The sequence below is a fragment of the Allomesorhizobium camelthorni genome (assembly GCF_011045125.1).
GTDB classification, from domain to species: domain Bacteria; phylum Pseudomonadota; class Alphaproteobacteria; order Rhizobiales; family Rhizobiaceae; genus Allomesorhizobium; species Allomesorhizobium camelthorni.
Genome location: NZ_JAAKZF010000015.1, coordinates 44,161 through 60,621, shown reverse-complemented (window position 1 = coordinate 60,621; position 16,461 = coordinate 44,161). Strand labels below are relative to the sequence as shown.

At 63.0% G+C, this 16,461-nt stretch carries 14 protein-coding genes; 7 read left to right on the top strand and 7 right to left on the bottom strand.

Annotation, left to right across the window (positions count from 1 at the left end; all coding sequences use genetic code 11):
* Positions 1 to 74: 74 nt before the first annotated feature.
* The gene (locus G6N73_RS13625) at positions 75 to 1,436 is read right to left on the bottom strand and encodes a TolC family outer membrane protein (RefSeq protein ID WP_165028389.1); all 1,362 of its coding nucleotides are present in this window, start codon (positions 1,434 to 1,436) and stop codon (positions 75 to 77) included.
* Positions 1,437 to 2,586: 1,150 nt separating this feature from the next.
* Between G6N73_RS13625 and G6N73_RS13620 the strand changes: the two genes are divergently transcribed.
* A complete protein-coding gene (locus G6N73_RS13620) occupies positions 2,587 to 2,850 on the top strand; it encodes a hypothetical protein (protein ID WP_165028387.1) in 264 nt (87 codons plus the stop codon).
* 79 nt (positions 2,851 to 2,929) lie between these two features.
* Here the strand turns inward: G6N73_RS13620 and G6N73_RS13615 are convergent, their stop codons facing one another.
* A complete protein-coding gene (locus tag G6N73_RS13615) occupies positions 2,930 to 4,753 on the bottom strand; it encodes an alanine racemase (protein ID WP_165028385.1) in 1,824 nt (607 codons plus the stop codon).
* A 59-nt stretch (positions 4,754 to 4,812) separates the two neighbouring features.
* A complete protein-coding gene (galE, locus tag G6N73_RS13610; protein WP_165028383.1) occupies positions 4,813 to 5,808 on the bottom strand; it encodes a UDP-glucose 4-epimerase GalE in 996 nt (331 codons plus the stop codon).
* A 271-nt stretch (positions 5,809 to 6,079) separates the two neighbouring features.
* Between galE and hemA the strand changes: the two genes are divergently transcribed.
* The 3 genes from hemA to G6N73_RS13595 all read left to right on the top strand — a co-directional run bounded on the left by hemA (position 6,080) and on the right by G6N73_RS13595 (position 8,108).
* A complete protein-coding gene (hemA, locus tag G6N73_RS13605) occupies positions 6,080 to 7,357 on the top strand; it encodes a 5-aminolevulinate synthase (protein ID WP_165028381.1) in 1,278 nt (425 codons plus the stop codon).
* A gap of 99 nt (positions 7,358 to 7,456) precedes the next feature.
* On the top strand, positions 7,457 to 7,705 hold the full coding sequence (locus G6N73_RS13600; RefSeq protein WP_165028379.1) for a DUF4160 domain-containing protein: 249 nt from the start codon (positions 7,457 to 7,459) through the stop codon (positions 7,703 to 7,705).
* Complete coding sequence (locus tag G6N73_RS13595; RefSeq protein WP_165028377.1) at positions 7,689 to 8,108, top strand: DUF2442 domain-containing protein; 420 nt, start codon at positions 7,689 to 7,691, stop codon at positions 8,106 to 8,108. Before G6N73_RS13600 ends, G6N73_RS13595 begins: the two co-directional genes overlap by 17 nt.
* Before the next feature lie 3 nt (positions 8,109 to 8,111).
* Here G6N73_RS13595 and G6N73_RS13590 read toward each other — a convergent pair whose 3' ends face one another.
* Positions 8,112 to 9,278: a pyridoxal phosphate-dependent aminotransferase gene (locus G6N73_RS13590; protein WP_165028375.1), complete on the bottom strand. Its 1,167-nt coding sequence runs from the start codon at positions 9,276 to 9,278 to the stop codon at positions 8,112 to 8,114.
* Between the two features lie 153 nt (positions 9,279 to 9,431).
* Positions 9,432 to 9,851 carry a large conductance mechanosensitive channel protein MscL gene (gene mscL, locus G6N73_RS13585; RefSeq protein WP_165028373.1) on the bottom strand — a complete coding sequence of 140 codons (420 nt, stop codon included), beginning with the start codon at positions 9,849 to 9,851 and terminating at the stop codon, positions 9,432 to 9,434.
* Between the two features lie 209 nt (positions 9,852 to 10,060).
* Here mscL and G6N73_RS13580 point away from each other — a divergent pair, with 209 nt between their 5' ends.
* Together G6N73_RS13580 and G6N73_RS13575 are read left to right on the top strand one after the other, a co-directional pair.
* The gene (locus tag G6N73_RS13580) at positions 10,061 to 13,555 is read left to right on the top strand and encodes a PAS-domain containing protein (protein ID WP_165028371.1); all 3,495 of its coding nucleotides are present in this window, start codon (positions 10,061 to 10,063) and stop codon (positions 13,553 to 13,555) included.
* A 51-nt stretch (positions 13,556 to 13,606) separates the two neighbouring features.
* Positions 13,607 to 14,593, top strand: coding sequence for a threo-3-hydroxy-L-aspartate ammonia-lyase (locus G6N73_RS13575; protein WP_343044616.1), 987 nt, complete (start codon positions 13,607 to 13,609; stop codon positions 14,591 to 14,593).
* An 11-nt stretch (positions 14,594 to 14,604) separates the two neighbouring features.
* On the opposite strand, the gene G6N73_RS13570 is transcribed toward G6N73_RS13575, so the two are convergent.
* Entirely contained in the window at positions 14,605 to 15,261 is a 657-nt protein-coding gene (locus tag G6N73_RS13570; protein WP_165028368.1) for a response regulator, read from the bottom strand.
* A 251-nt stretch (positions 15,262 to 15,512) separates the two neighbouring features.
* Here G6N73_RS13570 and G6N73_RS13565 point away from each other — a divergent pair, with 251 nt between their 5' ends.
* Positions 15,513 to 15,899 carry a hypothetical protein gene (locus tag G6N73_RS13565; RefSeq protein WP_165028366.1) on the top strand — a complete coding sequence of 129 codons (387 nt, stop codon included), beginning with the start codon at positions 15,513 to 15,515 and terminating at the stop codon, positions 15,897 to 15,899.
* Positions 15,900 to 15,918: 19 nt separating this feature from the next.
* On the opposite strand, the gene G6N73_RS13560 is transcribed toward G6N73_RS13565, so the two are convergent.
* Complete coding sequence (locus G6N73_RS13560; RefSeq protein WP_165028364.1) at positions 15,919 to 16,362, bottom strand: hypothetical protein; 444 nt, start codon at positions 16,360 to 16,362, stop codon at positions 15,919 to 15,921.
* Positions 16,363 to 16,461: the final 99 nt, after the last annotated feature.

Sequence of the window (16,461 nt, the reverse complement as noted above, 5' to 3'; positions counted from 1 at the left end):
GATCAACGCGGCAGCGGTAAGCGCTTAATGCGCGAGCGTTGCCACCGCCGCTGGCCGAACCCGGGTGACTGCTGTCATCGGCCGTCCGGGGTCCGCACCCCGAACCATTTGTCCTTGACGGCGTCATAGTGCTCTTGGGGCCTGTACTCGGCAACCTTGAGACCGATCCGCCTGGGCGAAAGACGCCCGATTGCGGAAAGGATCGCATAGCTGGCCACGACCACGTCGCGTTCCGCATTGGCGACAGCAATCTGGGCGTCGATGAGGTCGGCCTGGGAGTCGAGTACGTCGAGCGTCGTGCGCTGGCCAACATCGCGCTCTTCAATGACGCCGGCGAGGGCGAGTTCAGCGGCCGCTACGGCTTCACGTGTAGCAGCAACGGTTTCCCTGGCTGCTCGATATTGCGACCATGCTGCGGCAACTGCCGCACGGACCTGGTCTCGGCTGACGTCGACTTCGATGCGCGCCTGGCCGAGCGACTCTTTGGACTGACGCACCTGCGCGGACGTCCTGCCACCCTGGTAAATCGGCACCGTAAGCGTCGCGCCGATGCTCGCGGCATCCGACGTGCCGTCATTCAGCGCGCCGATCGTGTCGCTGTAGTTGCGCGAAATACCGGCTTGCGCGGATATTTGCGGCAGCAACTGGCCTTCCGCGGATTTGACGGTAAAGCCGGCCGCATCGACTAGATGTTGCGTCGCCAGGATGGCCGGATGATTGCCTTCGGCAACGGCGTACGCCTTGCCCAGGCTGGCGGGCAGCAGTTTGGCAAGCGGAGAGGTGGCCTGCAGCTTGCCTGGCGCCTCGCCGATCACCTGCCTGTATATGGACTCGCTTACCGTTACCTGCGCCCGCGCCACGGCGACCTGGGCAATCGCGGCCGAGCGGCTCGCATCGGCTTGCGCGAGGTCGGTGCGGGTGCCTTCTCCGACCTCAAGGCGCGAACGTGCGGCAAGCGCCTGCTCGTTCAGGAATTCGAGATTTCGCTCGGTCAATATGGCGATCTGCCGGTCGCGAATGACGTCCATATAGGTGGCAGCGGCATCGAACAGGATGTTCTGCTCGGTGTTGCGCAAGCTTTCGTTTGAAGCGTACACCCGCGCCTCGGCCGAGGCGACATTGTTGATGGTTTGAAATCCGTCGAACAGCGATTGCTGGATTTCCACGCCAAAAGACCCGGTGGTCAGCGTGGTGCCCGACTGCGAGGTGTAATCGATGCTCGATATACCGGTTATAGTGGGGCGATAGCCCGACTTGGCGACAGCTACGCTCTCGTCCGTGACCCGAACGCCGGCACGCGCCGAGTTCAGTGTCGAATTTCGCTGATAGGCCTTTGATAACGCGCCCGTTATACTTTCGGCGGAAGCAGTCAGCGGGGAAAGGGCAGTCGCCGAAACAATGGCAGCGATGAAAATACTTCTATGTGCAAACGGCACGACTCAATCCTCATCATTCATTCAACACGCTGCATATGACGTCGGCGTCTCATGGCTGCCCTTCGGTGTTTCGCCCGAATGCGCCGATTGAAGACGTCGCGCAGCTGATAGCCGAAACTGTCGACGATCGTGACGTGGAAGCGCTGATACGGGCAGGGTCCTGAATTCCGATCCCGGTAGAGCAACCGGTGGAAGGCAGTAGGCAGCCGCAGGAGCCTGCGGCGATGGCAAGGCGGCCAAAGTCAGTTGGGCGAAACGTGACATAGACACACCTCGGCGTGATCGCTTAAAGCGAATTTCGTCACGTCACCGCCCGGTTGACGTTGGGTCAGGATGGCAGACAGCGGTTAACGAGAGCTTAGAAAGACGAAGGCGTCGGCTTTGTCCCAACTTCGTAGCTTACACACCTTCGTTCTAGGTGAACCGGTCACGCGCGTCGCGCTGAAAGACCCTCCTACTACAATCGTGAGAGCGTCCCGGTTCCTTCCCTTGCACTTTGCAGCGACGGGTTGAGGGTCTGCGAGATCAGACGCTACACGGCTGTTGGTGGCGGCAATCCAGGACCGTTTTTGTGAACGGCTGCCGGGCGCAGTTTTGGTGACTTCGCTTGGGAATTTTGCAACCGGTTTCAAAATTCGCGCCATCCAACGACGCTGCATCCGAGTTGTGCAACTGCGCACGGCGTCATGACCCCGGCAATTGGCTAGAGAATACTAGGCGTCAAAATCGCCAGTTCCATGTTACCCACAAATGTAAGTCCAAAAAACGCAGTAGAACTTCACGACATGAAGAAGAATAAAACGGGAACATTTTAAAATACATATGCGGTTCTATTGCATCACATAAAAATGTGGCTTACAAAAATTCTACTGATTCTCTCAGGAAGATCGCTTGTGGAGCCTGCAATAATGACCGACGCAGAGATTGGCGTGGTACTTGCCGTGTTGCAAAGGCGCGACTTTTAGCATCCCGAAGGAGCCAATGCACGATGCTTTGGAAGCTGCGTCCAACGCCCGGCAATTCGCGATGATGCGGTTGCGACTCACGATGCGCCGACAGCTGGCAATGAGGATCTCGACTGACGACCGGGGTTTCCTTCATACGACAGATCCTATCGACATCGAGGAGCTCTGCGCAAGGATCGATGACCATGAGTGATGACCCGGATATCGAACGGATTGCCGCCAAAGTGGGGCGTCTCAATGCGAAGTATGATCAGGCAATGGCCAAGCGCCGCTTGCAGGCGGCGCGTCATCCGGCTTGGTTCCCGCCGGCGGAGTTCATCGGCATGGCGGTAATGGTGATCGCTATCATCCTCGTGCTTACGCTTTTGAACGGTATGGACTCCCCGAGGTGCTCCGCACCGTCTCAATTGCAGGAGACGAACGAAAACACCCAAGGTTCATCTCGGTAGATGCAGCGTTCGGCCTTCTCAGAACAACAAGCGTAAACCCGCGAACGTCGGGGCGTTCAGTCCGGGATGTGGGCGTTCGTCACAAAATCCGCTTCCCGAAAGCAGACATCACGAAGTTAACCGTTTCATGGCCGATCCGGGAATCTAGTCCGGCGGCTACCGGCGAAATGTCCATGGACGTCATGCGGCCGCTGAGCGCGATGGCCTCCATCGCCTGATGTGTCTCACGGACCGTCATGCCTCCTGCGCCCGGCGCCCATCCCGGCATTTCCGTGGCTGTCGGCGAATAGCTTACGTGGAAGCCGCTTGTGCCGGACGAGGCGATCCGGATCGCTTCGCGCATAACATCGCGCATGCCGGAGCCGTCGATCTCCGCCATTGTGAATACCGAGATGCGGGATTGCTTGAGGATTTTCGCCTCGGCCGGATGGGCCTCGCGCAATCCCACCAGAACGACATTTTCAGGAGAAAGCTGCGGCTGCAGCGCACCTTGCCGCCCGCCGAGGCCAAGCACGCGCGACAGCACCGAAGTCTCCGCCATTTCGTCATCTTCGCCGGCTTCCGGCATCAGCGCCGCGATCGAGTCAATCCAGATGAGGCCGAGCGAGTGCGTAGCGCGGGCGGCTGCCGCCAGAGCCTGATAGGCTGCGCGCCGGTCCTTGCCCGAATGAAGCCTGATCAGGCCCGCGGGCGGACGCGTGGCGTCGGCCAGTTCCACCACATCGTAATCCATCGCCTCGAGCCTTGAGCCGACATCATGCCTGGCCAGGATGGGTGCCGATTGCGGCTCGGCGATTATCGAGACCATCTTGCGGCCGGGTATTTCGGCGATGTCGTGCATGGGTGCCTTTTCGACATATTCCGAGGTCATCGTGGTGAGCAGCGCACCGTAGCCCATCCGGAAGCTGACGCGATCCCCTACGGCGAGCGGTGGATCGGCTTCGGTCACGTCGAGCACCAGATGGTCGCTCGACGCGCCCAGCACCCGTACGCCCTTGTTGATCGGCGTGAGGCTTTCGACAATGACGTCCTCGCGCCCTATATTAGCAATGCCGCGCAACCGGTCGCCTTCATCGACGAAGAGCGGCCGGTTGCCGAACGCATCGAAGCCGGATTCGCCGATCGGCATCGAAGGCTTCAGCTTCACCTCGATGAGTTCTCCGGCAAGTCGGAATGCCTCGTATTCCAGTCCGGGCCATGGCTTGTCACGGAACGTCTCGATGCCGCCCTGCAGGATGGCTTCGCCGACGCGCAGATTGTTGATGCCTGCGGGCAGGCGTCCTTCGAGCAGCAGCGGCAGCGACGACGAATTTCCTCCCGACACCCAGTCGAGCGTGATCCCGGCCAGCCGCTCGATCTTGTAGGCGTGCGCCACCAGTTGCCCAAGATTCTCCTCGGTCGGCACAATGGCGCCGAAGCAGGTCAGATTGGTGCCGATGCCGGCGATCCTGACGCCCTTCATCTCGAGGATCTTCTCCACGGTCGGCAAAAGGTCGTTCGGCCAGATGCCTTCGCGCAGGTCACCGAGATCGACCATGACGATGATGTCGTGGACGCGGCCGAGGCGCTCGGCGATGCGCGAGATCTCGCCTATGATGGCGAGTTCCGACTGCAGGCTGATATCGACCGTGCGCACCACCTCCTCGACGCGCGAGATCGGCGGGCTGCGCAGCAGCATGATCGGGCAATCGATCCCGCTTTCGTGCAGCCGGCGGATGTTTTCGAATCGCGATTCGGCGATGCCGGCGACGCCGCCGCGCAGCATTGCGCGAGCAACCTGCGGCATGCCGCAGGTTCCCTTGGTGACGCCGAAAACCTTGATCCCGGATTGCGCGCAGCGCTCGACGATTTTCCGCGCGTTGCGCTCAATCCGCCCGAGGTCGATCGCGACTTGCGGTCCCATGCCTCGTCCCCACCCGCCGGAAAGCCCTCTCGCCGGGAACGCTGCCCGGCAGAGTCGCCTCAGCCGCGCACCGAGTTCTTGCCGGTGAGCTTCCTTTCCCACGATAGCGCATCGCCGACGATAGCGTCGAGGTCGTCATGGGCGGGCGTCCAGCCGAATTCGCGTCGGGCGAGATCGGAATTGGCGATCACCGACGCCGCGTCGCCGGGCCGCCTGCCGCCGACCTTGACGTCGAAGTCGCCGCCGAACACACGGCGCACGCTCTCGATCACCTCGAGCACCGAATAGCCGTGGCTGTAGCCGCAATTGGCGACGAGGCTGTCGCCGCCGGCGCGCAGCCGCTCCAATGCCAGCCGATGCGCGGCGACCAGGTCGCTGACATGGATGTAGTCGCGCACGCAGGTGCCGTCCGGCGTCGGATAATCCGTGCCGAAGACCTGCATGGAAGGCCGCTTGCCGAGCGCGGTTTCGCTGGCCACCTTGATCAGGTGGGTGGCGCCGGGCGTCGACTGGCCGGTCCGGCCTTTCGGGTCGGCGCCGGCCACATTGAAATATCTCAGCGCCGTGTAGCGAATACCGTGCGCGGCTGCGGCGTCGCGCAGCATCCATTCGCTCATCAGCTTGGAGAGGCCGTAGGGCGATTCCGGCGCAAGCCGCGCATCCTCGCGGACCGGCTCCAGGCCCGCCGCGCCATAGACGGCTGCGGTCGAGGAGAAGATGAAATTGGGAACGCCGCCGCGCACCGCCGTCTCGATCAGCGCTCGGGTCTTGCAGGTGTTGTTCTCGTAATAACCGAGCGGGTCGGTGACCGATTCCGGAACCACGATCGAACCCGCGAAATGGATGATGGCGTCGACCGAATGCTCGCGGATCAGCGAACCCACGAGTTCGCCGTCGGCGACGTCGCCGACGACCAGCTTCGCCTCCGGGGCGACCGCCCATTCGAAGCCTGTCGACAGCCGGTCGAGCACGACCATCTCTTCGCCGGCATCGAGCAGCTCCCACACCATGTGGCTGCCGATGTAGCCGGCGCCGCCGGTTACCAGAACGCTCATTGCAAAATCTCCGCTGATCTTAATGAACTATGTGAAACGCCGCCGGGATAATGGCAACACACTTCAATTCACCGGGCGCGTTCAGTCGCGTGCCTGCATCTGGAACCATCTCGCTAACCTTCGACGAAAAGGCCCATTGTTTCCGGTCAATGCAATAGCAAAGGGCTTGTGTTTGTTTGTAGGCGGGCAAGCCGTGGCATTTTGACCGAGTTTCGGTCATGGACGCAAAAATCGGCAGTGATTATGATCGCCGCCAAACTGGGAAATCAGAATGAACTATCAGCGGTTTTTCGAGGAAGCGATCGACCAGGTTCATGCCGAGCGTCGCTATCGCGTCTTTGCCGATCTCGAGCGGATCGCCGGCTCCTTCCCCCGCGCCATCTGGCGCGCCAACGGCCAGGAACAGGAGATCACCGTCTGGTGCTCCAACGACTATCTCGGCATGGGACAGCACCCGGCCGTGATCGCCGCCTTCCAGGAGACCGCCGGCAGGATGGGTTCGGGCGCTGGCGGCACGCGCAATATTTCCGGCACCAACCACCCGCTGGTCGAGCTTGAAAAGGAACTCGCCGACCTGCACGGCAAGGAAGCTGCGCTGGTCTTCACTTCGGGCTTCGTCTCCAACGAGGCGTCGATCTCGACGATTGCCCGCCTCCTGCCGAACTGCCTGGTGCTTTCCGACGAACTGAACCACGCCTCGATGATCGAGGGCGTGCGCCGCTCGGGCGCCGAAAAGAAGATCTTCCGCCACAACGACGTCGCCCATCTTGAAAGCCTGCTGCAGGCGGCAGGCCGCGAGCGCGCCAAGCTAATCGTCTTCGAATCCGTCTATTCGATGGACGGCGACATCGCTCCGATCGAACAGATCGTCGAGCTCGCCGAGAAATACAACGCAATGACCTATATCGACGAGGTCCATGCCGTCGGCATGTACGGTCCGCGCGGCGGCGGCATCACCGAGCGCGAAGGCCTCGCCGACCGCATCGACATCATCGAGGGCACGCTCGCCAAGGCGTTCGGGACACTGGGCGGCTACATCACCGGCGCGAGCGCCGTGATCGACGCGGTGCGCTCCTATGCGCCTGGCTTCATCTTCACCACCGCGCTGCCGCCGGCGATCGCGGCTGCGGCCACCATTTCGATCCGCCACCTCAAGCAGTCGCAGGCCGAGCGCGAAGCGCAGAAGCGGCAGGCGGAGCGGACCAAGGATATCCTGGCTGCCGCAGGTTTGCCGGTCATGCCCTCCGCCACGCATATCGTCCCGGTGCTGGTCGGCGATCCCGAACTCTGCAAGATGGCGACCGACCGCCTGCTCGGCGTCCACGGCATCTACATCCAGCCGATCAACTATCCGACGGTGCCGCGCGGCACCGAGCGGCTGCGCATCACGCCGACGCCGTTCCATTCCGATGCCCTGATCGAGACGCTGCGCGACGCGCTGGTCGAGACCTGGGATGCGCTCGGCATCTCCTACGGCGCGACCGGGCGTCCGGCAGTCGCCAAGAGCGAGCGCATCATTCCGCTGCTGGTGCCGAAATCGGGCGGGTGAGAGTTCTTACTGTCGACTGAAATCAGATCTGAATTGACGCTTCCTTCGTGAGCTAAATCGGGGCTGGCAATAACCCATCCGATGGGTTATTTTTGGCTGATGGTCGTCGTCCACCGTGCTCATGGCTTCCGGTTTGTGATCTATACGGCCGATCACGAGCCGGCCCATGTTCATCTGACCGGCGCCGGCCATGCGAAGATCAACCTGCTTGGAGCGGACGGCGCACCCGAACTGGTGTTCAGCATCGGCATCAAACGGTCGGACATGCGGCGCTTGTTGGCCGAGGTTGTTAAACATCGAGACGAATTCCTGGGAGAATGGGAGCGTATCCATGGCCAGAATGACTGATAAAACATTCGATGCGGCCGAAGCTCGCGGTCGAACTGTTATGGAGAACGAGAGCCGGGCTTCAGCCGCCCGCTATGACCCCGCATCAGGCCGCGTGGTGATCGATCTGGTCAATGGCTGCACCTATGCATTTCCGGCGCATCTGGTTCAGGACCTTCAAGGCGCTAAAGACGTCGATCTGGCGACCATAATCGTCGATGGTCTCGGCTTGAACCTGCATTGGCCAACGCTGGACGTCGATCTCTACGTTCCCGCGCTGGTGGCGGGCATTTTCGGAACGCGCGCCTGGATGACACGCGAGTTGGCAGGCATCGCCGGCCGGAAGACTTCGCCGGCCAAAGCCGCGGCGGCTAGAAGCAACGGCCTCAAAGGCGGCCGGCCCCGCAAGACGGCGCGGGGCTGATCGTCAAACCGTCCTGATCCACTCCGCCAGCCTGTTCGCCGCCTCCTCGACCTGATCCAGCCGGCGGTGGAAGCATAGCCGGAAAAAAGCTTCGCCGCCCTCTCCGAAGGCGGTTCCGGGCGCCAGCCCGACATTGGCGCGGTCAACGATCTCGAAGGCCGCGGCGCGCGAATCCGCGATGCCGTCGACGGTGAAGAACAGATAGAACGCGCCCTGCGGCACGCTGAACCGGGCGCGGCCGGTTGCGCCGAGTATATCGCAGGCGATGTCCCTCGCCTGCCGCGCGCGCTCGATCTGCGCCGCCAGGAAATCGTCGCCCTCATCCAGCGCCGCGATCGCCCCGCGCTGCATGAACTGCGCCACGCCCGAGGTCGAATACTGGATCAGGTTCTCGAATGTCTGCTGCAGCGCCGGATGCACGCGCAGCCAACCGATGCGCCAGCCGGTCATCGCCCAGTTCTTGGAGAACGTGTTGACGAACAGGATGCGGTCATCCTCGTCCATGATATCCATGAAGGACGGCGCCCTGACGCCGCCATAATGGAACAGCGCATAGATCTCGTCGGCGATGATCCAGAGATTCTTGCGCCGGGCGAGATCGAGGATTGCCCGAAGCGTATCCAGGTCGGCGGTCCAGCCGGTCGGGTTCGAGGGCGAATTGACGAAGATGGCCCTTGTGCGATCGGTCACCGCCGCCTCGACCTTGGCGACTTCGCATGTCCAGCCATTGCCGGTCTGGTCCAGCCTGACGGCAACCGGCTTGGCGCCAGCGACGCCCGCCGCGCCGGGAAAGTTCGGCCATGCCGGCGACAGGTAGATCACCTCGTCGCCAGCGCCCGCCGTGGCCTGCAACGCAAGCTGGATCGCCTGCATGCCGCCGCCGGTCACCAGAAACTCCTCCGGCGCGAACGCCTTGCCGAAATGGCGGGCGTGATAGCGCGCGAGCGCCTGGCGCAGTTCCGGAATGCCGCGCTGCCAGGTGTAGAAGGTCTCGCCCGCTGACAGCCCACGTGCGGCCGCCTGCGAAATGAACTCCGGCGTCGGCAGGTCGCCCTCTCCCGCCCATAGCGGGATCAGACCCGCCCGCCCCCAACCGTAATTGGCCACGGCGACGATGCCACTTTCGGGCGCCAGGCGAGCCTCGCTGCGCAGATCGTCGATCAGTTTCATGGCTACCCCGAATTCTACAGTTGAGCGCTGTTGCTACCGCGCCGTTCCGGGCGGCGCAAACGAAACCCGGCCGCGAGGCAGCGGGGCCGGTTTAGCTTCGTTGAGATTCAGGTAAGGCCCAGCCGCCATTTGCAGGCCGGCATTCAGCTGGATCTATTTTTTCGCCAGCAGATCGCGGATTTCCGTCAGCAGCGCGATGTCGGCAGGCGGAGCTTTCGGCTCAGTCGGCTTTTCCGCAATAAGCCTGCGGCGCATGCTGTTCACGCCCTTCACCATCAGGAAGATGATCCAGGCGAGAATGAGGAAATTGATCAGCACCGTCAGGAAATTGCCCCAGGCGAACACTGCCCCCTGCTTGCGGGCTTCCTCAAGCGAGTTTGCGGTGACGTTGGACGACAGCGGCAGGAAATAGTTGGAGAAGTCGAAACCGCCGAAGATGGGCCCCACGATCGGCATGATGATGTCGGCGACCAGCGACGAGACGATCAGGCCGAAGGCGCCGCCGATGATGACGCCGACCGCGAGGTCCATCACATTGCCCTTTGAAATGAATTCCTGGAATTCCCTGATCATCGTTCCCTCTCCTGTCCGCCGGCGACGACCGGATCCGCTCCCCCGCCGAAGCAACCGCACAATAGCAAAAACCCCCGGTTGCAAAACCGGTAAAATTCCGCTTGCCCGGCAGTTGACCTTAGTCCATGGCGCAATGGACTTGCTGCCGAAGCTGTGATTGCCTTGCGTGCTTGAGGCGCAAGGGCGCCTGAAGGGAGGAACATCCGGGCGTGCAGGGCTGGGTCATCGTCATCATCGCGGTCGCCTATGTGACGCTGCTTTTCGTCATCGCCAGCCTGGGCGACCGGCGGGCCGCGGCCAAAGGCTCGGGCAGGCCCCGGCCTTATATTTACGCGCTCAGCCTCGCCATTTACTGCACCTCCTGGACGTTCTTCGGATCGGTCGGGCTGGCATCCGAACGCGGCCTCGAATTCCTGGCCATCTATATCGGCCCCGTGGTGGTGTTCGTTTTCGCCTTTCCGCTGCTCCGGCGCATCATCAAGCTCGCCAAGGCCGAAAAGATCACCTCGATCGCCGATTTCCTCGGCGCTCGCTACGGCAAGAGCTTCGCCGTCGCCTCGATCGCCACGCTGATCGCCACCATTGGCGCGGTGCCCTACATCGCCTTGCAGCTCAAGGCGATCTCGGGCTCGGTCAGCCTGATGGTCGAGCACTACACCGGCGCGCCGCCATCTTTCGATCCCTTCGTCAGCGACATTTCGCTGGTGGTCGCCATGCTGCTTGCGCTGTTTGCCGTGCTGTTCGGGACACGTCATGCCGATGCGACCGAGCATCAGGACGGGCTGATCCTCGCCGTGGCGGTCGAGTCGGTGGTGAAGCTGGCCGCCTTCCTGGCGATCGGCCTGATGGTCACCTTCGTCCTGTTCGACGGGCCGGGCGACATGATTGCAAAGCTCGCCGAGAACGCCAATGTCCGCGACGCGATGGGCTACAGCACCTCGCTCGGCACCTGGCTGGTGCTTACAGTCATCAGCGGCTTCGCAATCATCATGCTGCCGCGCCAGTTCTACGTGATGATCGTCGAAAATCGCAGCGAGATCGAACTCAAGACCGCCACCTGGGTGTTCCCGCTCTATCTGGTGGCGATCAACCTGTTCGTACTACCTATTGCATTCGCCGGGCTGGCGCTGGTGGGAACGCGGACGAGCAGCGATCTCTATGTGCTGTCGCTGCCGCTGCTAAGCGGCGAGAACTTGCTGGCGATGGCCGCATTCATCGGCGGCCTCTCCGCGGCAACCGCCATGGTGATCGTCGCCAGCGTCGCGCTGTCGATCATGATTTCCAACGATCTCATCATCCCGTTGTTCGTCCGGCGGCTCTTGAAATCGGAAGCCCGCGAGACCGAGGACTGGTCGAGCCTGATCCTCAACATCAGGCGCGGATCGATCTTCCTCATCCTCTTCGTGGCGTTCCTGTATTACCGCGAAAGCACTAGCAATGCGCGGCTCGCATCGATCGGACTGATGTCGTTTGCAGCAATTGCCCAGTTCGCGCCGGCATTTTTCGGCGGCCTGATCTGGCGCGGCGCCAATGCGCGCGGCGCAGCGCTCGGCATGGTGGCGGGCATCACTGTATGGGCCTACACGCTGCTCTTTCCATCACTCGCCGCGCCGGGCACGGAAATTCTCGCCCATGGCCCCTTCGGCATCGAGGCGCTGCGGCCACAGGCGTTGTTCGGCACCGTCGCCGAACCGCTCAATCACGGCGTCATGTGGAGCCTGTCGGTCAATCTCCTGTTCTTCGTGCTCGGCTCGCTGTCCCGCGCCTCCGTGCCGCTCGAACGCATCCAGGCGTCGATCTTCGTGCCGCGCGACGCGAGCCCGATGCCAAGCCTCAGGCGTTTCCGCACGGCGATCACCGTCAACGATCTGAAGGACACGATCGCCCGCTATCTCGGCGTCGAGCGCACCGAGCGCTCGTTCCAGACATTCGAGAACACCGGCGGCCTGAAACTCAACGGCAACGAGCAGGCCAGCATGGCAGTGGTCCGCTTTTCCGAGCAGCTGCTAGCCAGCGCCGTCGGCTCCTCATCCGCGCGGCTGATCCTGTCGCTCCTGTTCCAGCGCCACGACAGCGCCTCCAAGGATGCGTTCCGCCTGCTCGACGACGCGACCGAGGCCCTGCAGCACAATCGCGACCTCCTCCAGATCGCGCTCGACCAGATGGAGCAGGGCATCACCGTGTTCGACCAGGATTTCCGCCTGACCTGCTGGAACCGCCAGTATCGCGCGCTGTTCGACCTGCCCGACGAGATGGGTCAGGTCGGCGTCTCGCTCGACCAGATCCTGCGCTTCCTGGCGGCGCGCGGCGACATCCCCGCCGATTCCCGCGTCGCCACGCTGAACCGCCTCACCACTTTCGGCAGTCCCTGGCAGATCGAGTTGAAGACTAGCGGCAGGATTATCGAGCTCCGCTCCAATCCGATGCCGGACGGCGGCATCGTCGCGACATATGCCGACATTTCGGCGCGCGTGAAATCCGACCTCGCGCTGAAGAGCGCCAACGAATCGCTGGAACAGCGCGTCCGCAGCCGCACCGCCGAGCTGACGCGCGTCAACGAGGAACTGGCGCAGGCGCAGATGCTCGCCGAGGAAGCCAATCTCGGTAAGACGCGCTTCCTCGCGGCTGCCGGGCACGATATCCTGCAGCCGCTGAACGCGGCGCGCCTCTACTGCGCCTCGCTGATCGAGCGGGCAGGCCGGGGCGCGCCCGGCGAAGCCGCCGCCAACATCGAATCGTCGCTGGAATCGGTCGAAACCATCCTCGGGGCGGTGCTCGACATTTCGCGCCTCGACGCGGGCGCCATGAAGCCTGCCGCGACGGTTTTCCGGCTGGACGGGCTGCTACGCCAGATCGGCACCGATTTCCAGCCGATGGCCGCCGCAAAGAGCCTCGAACTGGTCATCGTGCCGTCCTCGATCACCGTCGAGACAGACCGCAACCTGCTGCGCCGTCTTATCCAGAACCTCGTCTCCAACGCCATCAAATACACGCGCAGCGGGCGTATTCTGGTCGGCGTCCGGCGGCGGGGCGAACTCGCCGAGCTTCAGGTGTTCGACACCGGCATCGGTATACCCGCCGACAAGCTCAACACCGTCTTCCGCGAATTCACCCGGCTCGACGAGGGCGTGCGCGAGGCGCAGGGTCTCGGCCTCGGCCTGTCTATCGTCGATCGCATCGCCCGCGTGCTCCGGCTCGAAATCCAGATCGATTCCGGCCGCGGCAAGGGCACGCGCTTCTCGGTCATTCTCCCGGTAACCCAGGCGCTGGAGCCTGGCCTTGCGACGGAGGCCAGCCCGCCATTGCCGGCAGTCGGCGCGCTGAGCGGTCTCAACGTAATCTGCATCGACAACGACGCCCGCATCCTGGAAGGCATGCGGCTCCTGCTGGAAGGTTGGGGCTGCAATGTCAGCATTCATCCGGGCTCCAAACCGTTCGATCACGGCCGGCCGGCCGGCGATCCTCCCGATTTGATCCTCGCCGATTATCATCTCGACGGCGAAACCGGGCTTGACGCGATCCGCAAGCTGAGGACCCTCTACGGCAGCGGCACGCCAGCGATGCTGCTCACCGCCGACCGCTCCAACGAGGTGCGCGCCGCCGCCGACCTGATCGACGTGCCGGTGGTCAACAAGCCCGTGAAGCCCGCTGCCCTGCGCTCGATGATGACCCGCGTGCGGCGGATGGCGCAGGCGGCGGAGTAAGTCGCATCCATCTCGATGACCACTTTCCAGGATGAATCTGGAGGACACCCAGTGCTCGACCCCTCATTGCCTCCCTTGCGCATACCCACCTTCGACGATGTGCTGGCGGCGCGGGCGCGGATTTCCGGCGCGGCTCACAAGACGCCGGTTCTGACCTCGCGAACCGCCGATGCAAGGGTCGGGGCAAGCCTGTTCTTCAAGGCGGAGAACCTGCAGCGGGGCGGCGCTTTCAAGTTTCGTGGCGCCTACAACGCAATAGCCGCGCTGGAGGCGGGCGTTCGCCAAAACGGCGTCGTCGCCTATTCGTCCGGCAACCACGCCCAAGCGGTTGCGTATGCCGCCAGGCTCCAGGGCGTTTCGGCGACCATCGTCATGCCGAAGGACGCGCCGGAGATTAAGATTGCCGCGACCAAAGGCTACGGCGCCGAGATCGTCTTCTATGACCGCTACACCGAGAACCGCGCGGAGATCAGTCATCGCCTTGCTGCCCAGCAGCGGGCGGCTCTGATCCCGCCTTACGACCATCCCGACGTTATTGCTGGACAAGGCACCGCCGCGCTTGAACTGATCGAGGAGGTCGGGGCGATCGACATGCTTGTCGTCCCGCTTGGCGGCGGTGGATTGCTTGCCGGCTGCGCGCTCGCTGCCCGGGCGACGGCGCCCGCCTGCACCATTGTCGGCGTGGAGCCGGAGGCCGGCAATGACGGCCAGCAATCATTGCGCAAGGGCGAGGTGGTTCGCATCCCCGTGCCGAAATCCATCGCCGACGGCGCTCTCACCACCCATCTCGGCGCCCACAACTTCCCCATCCTGAAAGACAAGGTCGACGACATTGTCACGGTCTCGGACGCGCAACTGCTCGAGACGGTCCGGTTCTTCGCCGAGCGCATGAAGCTCGTCGTGGAGCCGACAGGCTGCCTCGCCGCCGCGGCCGTGATGCATGGCACGGTCGCCTGCGCCGGCAAGCGCGTCGGCATTGTGCTCAGCGGCGGCAATGTCGACCTGAAAGTGCTGGCGGCGCTTCTGGGCGAGCGCTGATCGTTCTGGCGCTATGAGGCCGGCAGCGGGTCGGTGCCGATCTTGGACAAGAGGATCACCGCCTGGGTGCGGCTGTCGACGCCGAGCTTCTGCAGGACCGCCGAGACATGCGCCTTGATCGTGGCTTCCGATACGCTGAGCTCATAAGCGATCTGCTTGTTCAAAAGCCCTTCCGCCAGCATGCCGAGTACCCTCGCCTGCTGCGGCGTCAGCGATTGCAGCCGCTTGATCAGGTCGGAAATCTCCGGGTCGCGCTCGACGCCGAGATCGATGCCGACGGGCGCTGTGATCCCGCCCGACAGCACCGTCATCACGGCCGCCCTAATGTCTTCCATGCTCGCCGATTTCGAGATGAAGCCGGACGCGCCGAGTTCCAGCGCGCGCCGGATCGTCTCGGCGTCGTCATGCGCCGACACCACCACCATGGGCACCGCCGAATGAATGCCGCGCAGCGAGATCAGGCCGGAAAGGCCGCTCGCGCCGGGCATCGACAGGTCGAGCAGAACGAGGTCGACATCCTCGTTGGCCGAGACGAGCGCTTTCGTCGCCTCGAAATCCCCGGCCTCGAGGATCGTCGCGACATCGGCGATGCCGGACAGCGCCTGCTTCAGCGCGCCTCGAAACAGGGGATGGTCGTCCGCGATGACGAACTTGTAGCCTGACGGCACTGATCCCTCCCCATCCCTCCGCTTTTTTCTTCTGGCAGCGGCTGAACGCCGATTATGCGGGGAAGTCCGGGGTTTTCAAGCTGCATTCGAAACGAGGCGCCTACAAGCCCCATCAGGCCGTGTTGAGATTCAGGTCAGGGCATGCCGGCATCACCTGAATATCAACACGCCCGGGCGGATCGCCGGAAATTTACTTGCCGGGAACAGGCGTCCCTCTGCACAGTTACGCTAGGCACAGACGGATCTCTTCGATGGAGAAAATAAGGGAAGTCGCTGTTTTCTGCATCGGGCGCGCCGTGATGTTCGGTTCGCTGGCGATCACCTGCGTGATGGTCGGCTTCTCGTTCAATCCCGTATCGGCCTTCCGCGCCGGCGCCATGCTGACGCTTCTGATGGCCGCCATCCTCATTTGGAAGGCCTACGCGGCAGCCCGCCAGAATCCGAAGTCGACCGAAGTCTGGATGTATCTCGACGACAAGGCGCGGCCCGCCAGCGAGCATTCGCGCTTCGTGTTCGCGACCGTGATGCGCGATGTCTATGCGCGTTTCGGGCAGGCTTCGCTCGCCGTCGCCTGCCTGTTCTTCGCCATCTCGATGATCTTCGTGATGTTCGGCTTCGAGGCCTACCAGCCGGAATGAGCCGTCCCGGAATAGGCGATTACGTCTTCTGCGGGTCGGCGGGCGGAGTTTGCGGTTGATCCGGCTTCTCTTCCAAATCCTTGGCGATGCCCATGAACCGGCGCAGGAACCGCTCCATATAGCTCATCGTCTTCTCGAACTCCTCCTCGGTCGGCAGCGCCTGGTCGAGCTTGGCCGTCAGCCCGCTCTCCAGCTTGGCGACGCGCTCCTCGAGCGCCTCGATCGCTGCCTCCAGCCTCTCGGTATCGGCCTGGAAGGCGGCGCGCTCATCGGCCGCCAGCTTGCAGACGAGCTGGCCGGCGCGTTCCTCGCACAGCGACATCTCGCCGGTCCGCCGATCCATCCGGACATAGCCGTTATCAGTCTTTTCCAGCGTGTAGCGGTCGGTATTGTCCTGGGCGAAGACCGGTGCGCCCGCAAACGACATGGCGATCGCAGCAACGACGGTGGCAATGGCACGCATGACTTCCTCCATTCGCGATCCGGGGGGCACGATGCCCGCGGTTTGCGCCGTAAATAGGGAGACTCCTCCCCTTTTCCCGGCCCGGCTTCTGGCCTATAG

Excerpts from the sequence above, each read along its gene's own strand:
- G6N73_RS13620 (WP_165028387.1), top strand. The coding sequence starts at position 2,587 with ATGAGTGATGACCCGGATATCGAACGGATTGCCGCCAAAGTGGGGCGT.
- G6N73_RS13615 (WP_165028385.1), bottom strand. The coding sequence starts at position 4,753 with ATGGGACCGCAAGTCGCGATCGACCTCGGGCGGATTGAGCGCAACGCG.
- galE (WP_165028383.1), bottom strand. The coding sequence starts at position 5,808 with ATGAGCGTTCTGGTAACCGGCGGCGCCGGCTACATCGGCAGCCACATG.
- hemA (WP_165028381.1), top strand. The coding sequence starts at position 6,080 with ATGAACTATCAGCGGTTTTTCGAGGAAGCGATCGACCAGGTTCATGCC.
- G6N73_RS13600 (WP_165028379.1), top strand. The coding sequence starts at position 7,457 with ATGGTCGTCGTCCACCGTGCTCATGGCTTCCGGTTTGTGATCTATACG.
- G6N73_RS13595 (WP_165028377.1), top strand. The coding sequence starts at position 7,689 with ATGGCCAGAATGACTGATAAAACATTCGATGCGGCCGAAGCTCGCGGT.
- G6N73_RS13590 (WP_165028375.1), bottom strand. The coding sequence starts at position 9,278 with ATGAAACTGATCGACGATCTGCGCAGCGAGGCTCGCCTGGCGCCCGAA.
- mscL (WP_165028373.1), bottom strand. The coding sequence starts at position 9,851 with ATGATCAGGGAATTCCAGGAATTCATTTCAAAGGGCAATGTGATGGAC.
- G6N73_RS13565 (WP_165028366.1), top strand. The coding sequence starts at position 15,513 with ATGGAGAAAATAAGGGAAGTCGCTGTTTTCTGCATCGGGCGCGCCGTG.
- G6N73_RS13560 (WP_165028364.1), bottom strand. The coding sequence starts at position 16,362 with ATGCGTGCCATTGCCACCGTCGTTGCTGCGATCGCCATGTCGTTTGCG.